Genomic DNA, 7,814 nt, shown 5'->3' on the forward strand with positions numbered 1-7,814 from the left:
TCTCCTGTCAATAGTTCAGCAGCAGGTCCGTGAGGACGCGCCTGCCAAACACTAATGCGTCGAGCGGCACCCGCTCGTCAACGCCATGGAACATCGCAGGAAAATCCAGCTCGAGCGGCAGTTTGAGCGGCGCGAAGCCGTACCCCTTGATGCCCAACCTGCTGAGCGCCTTGTTGTCCGTGCCGCCGGAGAGAAGGTACGGCAGCACAGGAGCGCCCGGATCGTGTTGATTGAGCGTGCCCGTGATCGCCTCGACGAGAGGACCAGCGAACTCCGTCTCCAGGCCGATGTCGCGATGCAGGATGACGATCTCGATGTCGGGGCCTACCAGGTCAGCGAGCTCGGCGAGCACCGCATCCTCTTCGCCCGGGAGAGTGCGAATGTCGATCAGCGCCTCAGCCGTGTCGGGGATCACGTTGTGCTTGTAGCCGGCTGTCAGCACCGTCGGGTTGCTGGTAGTGCGCAGGGAGGCCTGGATGAAGCGGCTGGCCGTTCCTGTGGCGAGGGCCAGCTCATCCGGCCCCACCTGCTGCGGGTCGACGTCGAGAATGCGTGCGAGCTCCGTGAGCAGCTCGGAGGTCGTGTCGGTCAGCCGAATCGGCCATTCACGTCGCCCGACCGCAGCGACGGCTTCGGCGAGCCTGGTGACCGCGTTGTTCCGCATGACATGCGAACCGTGAGCCGCTGTGCCGCGCGCGACCAGCTTGAGCCAGATGAGGGATTTTTCGCCGGTCTGCAGCAGATAAGCGCGCGTTCCGTTGAGGGTGATGGAGTAGCCGCCGACCTCGCTGATGGCCTCCGTCGCCCCTGCGAACAGCTCCGGATGGGTGTCGACCAGATAGTGCGAGCCGAGCACTCCCCCGGCCTCCTCGTCGGCGAAGAAAGCGATCACCAGGTCTCGGGCTGGCTGCTTTCCCGCACCGAGGATGTCTTCGAGCGCGGTGAGCATCATCGCATCCATGTTCTTCATGTCGACCGCGCCGCGGCCCCAGAGCATGCCGTCTGTGATCACGCCTTCGAACGGATCGACCGACCAGTTGTCAGGCTGGGCTGGCACGACATCGGTGTGGCCGTGCACGACGAGGGCTGGTTTGCTGCCGTCGGCGCCGGCCACCCGAGCGACGACGCTGACCCGCCCTGGCTCGGATTCGAACATCTCAGGGTCGAGGCCGAGACGCGTCAGGTGGGCGGCTACGTACTCCGCGGCATCCGTCTCGCCGTTGGACCTACCTTCGCCGAAGTTCGTCGTATCGAAGCGGATGAGGTCGCGGGCGATGCGCGCGGTCGCGTCAAGCGAGTCGTCGGGTGTCGGTTCAGCCATGACACAACGGTATCGGTCGCGCGTGTTCGAGACGGCCCTCGAGCGCATGCTATTCTCATACGTCGGTGGTTCTGCGAAGGACTACCGAATGCGCGCGGATGGCGGAAATGGCAGACGCGCTAGCTTGAGGTGCTAGTGCCCGCATAGGGCGTGGGGGTTCAAGTCCCCCTTCGCGCACGACTGGGCTCTTTGCGAAAGTGAAGCAATTCACTTGCGAAACTAGCCCGAAAACGAAAGGCCACCGGTTATCCGGTGGCCTTTCGTCGTCAAAGGGGGCGATTTCAACGAGTGGCGCAGAGTTTTGGCCGCGGTGCCACGGTGAAACGCGGTGGGAACGCCAAAAGCCGCGCTTTTGGGCGCGGCGGTTTGTTCTTGCTTGCTGAGCAGAAAGTACTTGGCGGCGAGGGCGCTTCTAAGCGCGCAGGGGCGCCTCGGGAGGCTCTTTGACTTCTCCATTGTCCGAAATCCTCGCGACAGTCCACAGGTGGCCGCGCCATATTGCGCGGCCACCTGTGTTTGCGGACTACCTCTCGGAAGCACCGCCTTCGTTCTTGACGTCGACACCTTCTGGATCGGCGTGTCCTCCGTCATTACCGTCGCTCACCCCGGGGGTTTCGGCCGTCTCGGTTGCTCCACCCTGCGCCTCCGTGGCATCGGGAACCTCGGTGTCGGCCGCCGGCGGCGTGACCGAAGGAGTGGCTGGGGTCGAGACGGACGAGCCCGTAGATGGCGTTGAGGTGCTCGCATTCGCGGCACCTGCACCGATACCGGCAAGAGCCAGCGCCAGCACAGCGGTAACGACGATTGTTTTCTTCTGCATTGTTGTCTCCTTGTTTGGATAGGACTGGTTGACAAGGTAGAGAATTGCATCGGTAAGTAAGCGGTGGGTAAGTTCGACTGGGAAACCGTCGGGCGCTCATAGCGGAATCTCTTTCCAGTGCTTAACTGAGGCCAATCGAGACTGCCGCCTGCACTCTGGCGCAAACAAAGGTGACTGGCCATGAGGATTCTGCTTGTCGAGGACGAAGACGCAATCGCGAATGCGATTGTGCGCGGCCTGGATGCCGAAGGTTATGTGTCCGAACATGCTTCCGACGGGATCACCGGGCTGTGGATGGCGCAGGAGTCCGAATTCGATGTTGTCGTACTCGACATCATGCTGCCCGGGCTCAACGGATACGAAGTGTGTCGACGTCTCAGAGAGAGCAATGACTCGGTTCCCATTCTCATGCTCACTGCCAAAGACGGGGAGTTCGACGAGGCGGACGCGCTGGATTTGGGAGCCGACGACTACCTGACCAAGCCGTTCTCGTTCGTAGTGCTGCTCGCTCGCATCCGGGCACTACTTCGCAGGACCTCCGCCGGTCGCGATCCCATACTTGGCACCGGAACGTTGCGTCTGGATGTCTCGCGTGCTCGGTGCTGGCGTGGCAATGTCGAAATCGCGCTCACCGCACGGGAGTTCGCCTTGACAGAATTCCTTCTGCGCCGAAAAGGACACGTGGTCAGCCGATTGACCATCGCAGAGCACGTGTGGGAATCCGATTTAGATATCGACTCCAACGTCGTTGAGGTGTACATCGGCTACTTGCGGCGCAAACTGGACCGTCCCTTTGGGACACACGACATCACAACCGTGCGAGGTCTCGGATATCGCCTCCTGGATTCCCCACTCGAGGAGACGACTGCAGGAAATGGCTGACCTCGGCACCATCAAGCCCCGCCGACTCGGTGGCAATATTCGTGACCGGGTCACTGTGGCTACCGCATTGGTGGTGGGAATCGCTTTGGTGATCGCCGGCGCGACTCTGCTCCTGATACTTCAGCAGCTGCTCGTGTCAGGAGTCGACAACGCCTTGAGTTCGCGCGCGCGCGATCTCACTGTTCAGTCGGAATCGGGAACCCTGAAAGGCACGATCTCCGGTACAGCAGGCGACATTTCGCTCGTCCAAATCGTGTCGTCGAACGGCACTGTTATCGCATCAACGTCGAATGTCGCCGGGGAGGCACCGATTCTCCCAAGCCATCCCGCGCTTCGTGCAACGGCGACGGCGACGGTGTCGGATTCGCCGCTGGATACGGGCACCGAATTCCGCGTGTTGGCCGAGCCGATCACGCTACCTGATGGCCCGGGCTGGATTTACGTTGCGTCTTCTCTCGGCCAGGTCTCGACGGCGGTCAACCAGGTGAGAAATCTATTCCTCGCCGGACTGCCGGTCGTTCTCGTCGTGATTGCCGCTATTGCGTGGCTCTCGGTGCGCCAGTCCCTCAAGCCCGTAGAGAGCATTCGTCGGCGGGCCGCAGAGATCACGGCCGCCGACCTGTCCCAGCGCGTTCCCGTTCCGCGAGGCAGCGATGAGATTGCCCACCTTGCGCAGACCATGAATGATCTGCTCGGTCGAATTGAGCAGGCGGCCACCCGGCAGCAGCAGTTTGTTGGCGACGCGTCCCACGAACTACGCAGCCCCCTCACAGCACTCCAAATCCAAATAGATGTCGCACTTGCCAGCGCAAAGAGCAGCGAAGTCGCCGCCGAACTGGCACCCATGAGCGGTCAGGTGAAGAGGATGACAATGCTCATTGAGGACCTTTTGTTTCTGGCGAAGAGCACCGAGGCGCGACCGATGGTTCTCCCCGCTCTCGTTGATCTTGACGAAATAGTGTTTGAGGAAGTCGCGAGGCTGCGTGCCCTGGGCGGCCCGGAGATTGTCACTTCCGTTTTGAGTGCACAACGGGTGGAAGGCTCCTACCGAGACATCTCCCGGATGATGCGGAACATCGGCGACAACGCCCACGATCACGCCAAAGCGAAAATCTGCATCTCCTTGCAAACAGATGGGACTGTGGCTGAAATTATCGTGACTGATGATGGCCTAGGGGTAGCGCAGTCCGACCAAGAGCAGATATTTTCCCGATTCAGCAGACTTGACGGGTCTCGTGTTCGAGATTCTCGAGGAGGCGGGAGTGGACTCGGACTCTCTATCGCCCGACAGATTGCCGAATCGGCCGCAGGATCAATATTTGTTCGTGATCGGAGTGACGGTCACGAAGGCGCAGAATTCGTCATACGCCTCCCCGTAGCGCGCGAGGGACTGTGAAGTTCTGGCGCAGCGCGGTGGAGCTTGTTCGTTTCGGAAAAGACCTGATCGCGCAGGCAGAACGGGAACTCAGGATACCTCAGTCGGGGTCATGTCGCAGGATGGCCAGCCCAGTGCCGAGGAAGGCTGCAACTCCACTCCCTGCTATTTGGCACAACACGGGGATCCCGGCTTTGATGCTGATCTCTTCCAAGTGAGAGGCTCCTTTTGATCCCGGGACCGTTGGCTATCGAGGTTCGTGATCGAGCCGTTGGGATGATCCTGGATCGACAGGGTTCGCTCTTTGCAAAGCGCTCTACCTGGAATTGGATGTCGCGATCGGTGTCACGTACATGGCTGATACAGGTGCACTCGTCGGGGCTAGCATCGAGGTGTGAAAACCTGCGGCCAGCTGACCGAGAATGAGGAGAGCACGGCCGGTCCAGTCGATGCTCATTGACTCGGTCATACCTTCGGCGCCATGGTCGCTGGTCGTGCCGGTCAAAGGGACTCCTGCGGCGAAGTCCCGCATGCACGGGTCCCCAGATCTTGCCCGTGCCCTCGCGCTTGACACGGTGGAAAGTGCGCTGAAAGTCGCCCGCGTTCTAGTTGTGACATCCGCGATGGCAGCTGCTGAATTCCGGTCGCTAGGGGCTGAAGTCATCCTGGATCCCGGCGGTGGCCTGAACGCGGCAATCGCGTACGGCATCGAGCGCGCGGGAAACGGACCGGTTGCGGTGCTCCTGGGGGACCTTCCCGCGTTGCTCGCCGAGGAGCTCGAGTCTGTGCTTGGCGTCGCTCAAGGGATGACCCGCTCCGTCGTCGCGGACGAAAGCGGCTCCGGTACTGTTATTACTACGGCGCTCGAACCGGCGCTTCACCAGCCGCGCTTTGGTATTGGTTCTTTCCGGGCGCATCGTACGGCCGGTTATGCGGAGCTCGTCGTTCCTCAGGAATATGGGTTGCGGCGCGATGTCGACACCCGGAGCGACCTGGTCTCTCTCGGTTTCGACCGACTGGGAGGTCACACTCGCGAGGCGGTGCGGACGCTGGGCTGGCTGGAAGACCGAACGGAAACGATCACCCCATGACTGCTGTCACCATTCTTGCTGGCGGTGTCGGAGGTGCCCGGTTCGCCGCTGGCGTCCGAGAGCTGGCCCGAACCGAGGACCTCGACATCACCATCGTCGTCAACACCGGAGACGACCTGTGGCTTGCGGGACTTCGGGTGTGTCCGGATCTCGATTCGGTCATGTACGCCCTCGGAGGCGTTAGTGACACCTCGCGCGGGTGGGGCCGGTCGGAGGAAACCGAACGGGTCAGTGCGGAGCTGAGCGCCTACGGGGTCGGCTGGCCCTGGTTCACACTTGGAGACCTCGACCTCGGTACCCACATCGCCCGCACTGCAATGCTCAAGGACGGGCTCTCGATAACGGAGGTTACTCAGAGGCTTTCCGCGCGTTGGGACCTCGGGGTGCGGCTCTTGCCCGCGACCGACGATGAGGTGGAAACACACGTCGAGATCATCAGGAACAACAGAACCGAGCTCATCCACTTCGAAGAGTGGTGGGTCAGATATCGGGCCGAAATGCCGGCCAACCGGTTCGTCCACCGAGCGATAGAGCACGCAGCGGCGAGTCCGGCCGCAATGGGCGCCGTTGAGTCGGCTGACATCGTTCTTGTTGCTCCCTCGAATCCGGTGGTCTCGATCTCGACGATCCTGTCCCTCCCCGGGATGCGTGACGCCCTCAATCGAACCTCCGCTCCCGTCATCGGAGTGTCTCCCATCATCGCCGGATCACCGGTGCGCGGCATGGCGGATGTGTGCCTGTCTGTTGTCGGCATCGAAAGCTCAGCAGCAGCAGTCGGGCTCAGCTACGGATCCCGGGATACCGGCGGAATCTTGGACGGCTGGCTGGTCGATAGAGCAGATATCGATGCCCTCCCGGACCTGGCCGCCGCTGGGATCGCGTCGCGAGCGATCCCGCTCTGGATGACCGACCCGGGCGCAACTGCCGTGATGGTGCAGGCCGCCCTCGAGCTGGCGGCCAGCGTTAACGTGAGATGACGTGACGTGTGATCAAGCCCGAGGGTCGACGAGGGCAAGGCGAGCTGATGGCCTAGCCCCGGATATGCGGCACTGGCTGCAAGATCCTTGCCTGGACCGGGACGCTCTTGACGTCTAGTGTGTTGCACCGTTAATTCGTTGCTAGTTGTTTGTAGAATGGAGTATGTCGCAACGAGGACCGGTGTTAGCCGGGTTGGCGCTGTCTGAGGATGAGCGTGATCAACTGGAGCGGTGGGTCAGGCGATGGAAATCGGCGCAGGACCTCGCGCTGCGTTCTCGGATCGTGCTGGAATGCGCGACCGGGGTGTCGAACTCGGAAGTGTCCCGGCGTGTGCAGGTGTCGCTGCCGATGGTTCGGAAGTGGCGGTCCCGGTTCCTGGAGCGACGCCTGGACGGGCTCGTCGATGAGCTCCGGCCGGGCAGGCCTGCACTGATCAGCGTGGATCTGGTGGAGCAGGTCGTCGTCGACACGCTGGAATCGACTCCGGCGAACGCGTCGCACTGGTCGCGGGCGAAGATGGCTGAGAAGTCTGGCCTGTCGAGGTCGACGATCGGCCGGATCTGGAAAGCGTTCGGGCTCAAGCCGCACCTGGAGGAAGGGTTCAAGCTCTCCAACGATCCGCTGTTCACGGAGAAGGTGTATGACATCGTCGGCTTGTATCTGAACCCGCCGGAGTCCGCGGTCGTGCTCAGCGTGGACGAGAAGAGTCGGGTGCAGGTCTTGGCCCGGTCGCAACCCGCGTTCCCGATGTTGCCCGGGACCCCCGAACGCCGTACGCATGACTATCTTCGCCATGGCACCACGAGCTTGTTCGCAGCGCTTAACATCCAGGACGGGACGGTGATCTCGTCAGTGCATCGCCGGTATCGCTCGATCGAGTTCAAGAAGTTCCTGCAGAAGATCGACCAAACCGTTCCCGAGCACCTCGACGTGCACGTGGTCTGCGACAACTACTCCACGCACAAGCATCCGTCGGTGACGAACTGGCTTCACAGGCATCATCCCCGGTTCCACATGCACTTCACGCCGACGTACTCGTCCTGGATCAATGAGGTCGAACGTCTCTTCGCCGAAGTCACCCGCGACCTCCTACAACGCTCCGACCACCGCAGCGTGCAAGCACTGGAGAAAGACCTCCGCAACTGGGTGAAGGCGTGGAACGAGAACCCGCAACCATTCATCTGGACCAAAACCGCCGAAGACATCCTCGACTCCATCGCCAGATACCTGAAACGAATTAACGACGCAGGATACTAGGGCGTGTCTCCTAACCTTTGTGGTGGTTGGTTGAGATGCTTTTACGATGTCTCGTACTTCGTTACTAACTGATGAGCAGTGGGACCGTGT

7 protein-coding genes and 1 tRNA gene are annotated in these 7,814 nt (G+C 61.5%); 6 read left to right on the plus strand and 2 right to left on the minus strand.

Features of this window, described 5'->3' with window-relative positions; genetic code table 11:
* Nucleotides 1–7: 7 nt before the first annotated feature.
* Nucleotides 8–1,321, minus strand: coding sequence for a M20/M25/M40 family metallo-hydrolase (locus ABIB56_RS12570; RefSeq protein WP_354569557.1), 1,314 nt, complete (start codon nt 1,319–1,321; stop codon nt 8–10).
* A 92-nt stretch (nt 1,322–1,413) separates the two neighbouring features.
* On the opposite strand from ABIB56_RS12570, the gene ABIB56_RS12575 reads away from it, so the two are divergent.
* Nucleotides 1,414–1,498, plus strand: a tRNA-Leu gene (locus ABIB56_RS12575).
* A gap of 346 nt (nt 1,499–1,844) precedes the next feature.
* Here the strand turns inward: ABIB56_RS12575 and ABIB56_RS12580 are convergent.
* Entirely contained in the window at nt 1,845–2,141 is a 297-nt protein-coding gene (locus ABIB56_RS12580) for a hypothetical protein (protein WP_354569558.1), read from the minus strand.
* 180 nt (nt 2,142–2,321) lie between these two features.
* Between ABIB56_RS12580 and ABIB56_RS12585 the strand changes: the two genes are divergently transcribed.
* The 5 genes from ABIB56_RS12585 (at nt 2,322) to ABIB56_RS12605 (ending at nt 7,724) form a co-directional block, all read left to right on the plus strand.
* The gene (locus tag ABIB56_RS12585; protein ID WP_354569559.1) at nt 2,322–3,023 is read left to right on the plus strand and encodes a response regulator transcription factor; all 702 of its coding nucleotides are present in this window, start codon (nt 2,322–2,324) and stop codon (nt 3,021–3,023) included.
* Nucleotides 3,016–4,419 carry a sensor histidine kinase gene (locus ABIB56_RS12590; protein ID WP_354569560.1) on the plus strand — a complete coding sequence of 468 codons (1,404 nt, stop codon included), beginning with the start codon at nt 3,016–3,018 and terminating at the stop codon, nt 4,417–4,419. The genes ABIB56_RS12585 and ABIB56_RS12590 overlap by 8 nt, the downstream gene beginning before the upstream one ends.
* Before the next feature lie 428 nt (nt 4,420–4,847).
* Nucleotides 4,848–5,489 (plus strand): 2-phospho-L-lactate guanylyltransferase, encoded by a 642-nt coding sequence (gene cofC, locus ABIB56_RS12595; RefSeq protein ID WP_354569561.1) that lies wholly within the window; start codon nt 4,848–4,850, stop codon nt 5,487–5,489.
* The gene (cofD, locus tag ABIB56_RS12600; protein WP_354569562.1) at nt 5,486–6,466 is read left to right on the plus strand and encodes a 2-phospho-L-lactate transferase; all 981 of its coding nucleotides are present in this window, start codon (nt 5,486–5,488) and stop codon (nt 6,464–6,466) included. Before cofC ends, cofD begins: the two co-directional genes overlap by 4 nt.
* Before the next feature lie 163 nt (nt 6,467–6,629).
* Nucleotides 6,630–7,724 (plus strand): IS630 family transposase, encoded by a 1,095-nt coding sequence (locus ABIB56_RS12605; RefSeq protein ID WP_354569563.1) that lies wholly within the window; start codon nt 6,630–6,632, stop codon nt 7,722–7,724.
* The last annotated feature ends 90 nt before the right edge of the window (nt 7,725–7,814 follow it).

The sequence above is a fragment of the Glaciihabitans sp. UYNi722 genome, from assembly GCF_040549465.1.
Lineage (GTDB): Bacteria > Actinomycetota > Actinomycetes > Actinomycetales > Microbacteriaceae > Lacisediminihabitans.

What these genes read in the sequence shown, in the direction of transcription:
- ABIB56_RS12605 (WP_354569563.1), top strand. Translation starts at nt 6,630, where the DNA reads ATGTCGCAACGAGGACCGGTGTTAGCCGGGTTGGCGCTGTCTGAGGAT.
- cofD (WP_354569562.1), top strand. Translation starts at nt 5,486, where the DNA reads ATGACTGCTGTCACCATTCTTGCTGGCGGTGTCGGAGGTGCCCGGTTC.
- cofC (WP_354569561.1), top strand. Translation starts at nt 4,848, where the DNA reads ATGCTCATTGACTCGGTCATACCTTCGGCGCCATGGTCGCTGGTCGTG.
- ABIB56_RS12570 (WP_354569557.1), bottom strand. Translation starts at nt 1,321, where the DNA reads ATGGCTGAACCGACACCCGACGACTCGCTTGACGCGACCGCGCGCATC.
- ABIB56_RS12585 (WP_354569559.1), top strand. Translation starts at nt 2,322, where the DNA reads ATGAGGATTCTGCTTGTCGAGGACGAAGACGCAATCGCGAATGCGATT.
- ABIB56_RS12580 (WP_354569558.1), bottom strand. Translation starts at nt 2,141, where the DNA reads ATGCAGAAGAAAACAATCGTCGTTACCGCTGTGCTGGCGCTGGCTCTT.
- ABIB56_RS12590 (WP_354569560.1), top strand. Translation starts at nt 3,016, where the DNA reads ATGGCTGACCTCGGCACCATCAAGCCCCGCCGACTCGGTGGCAATATT.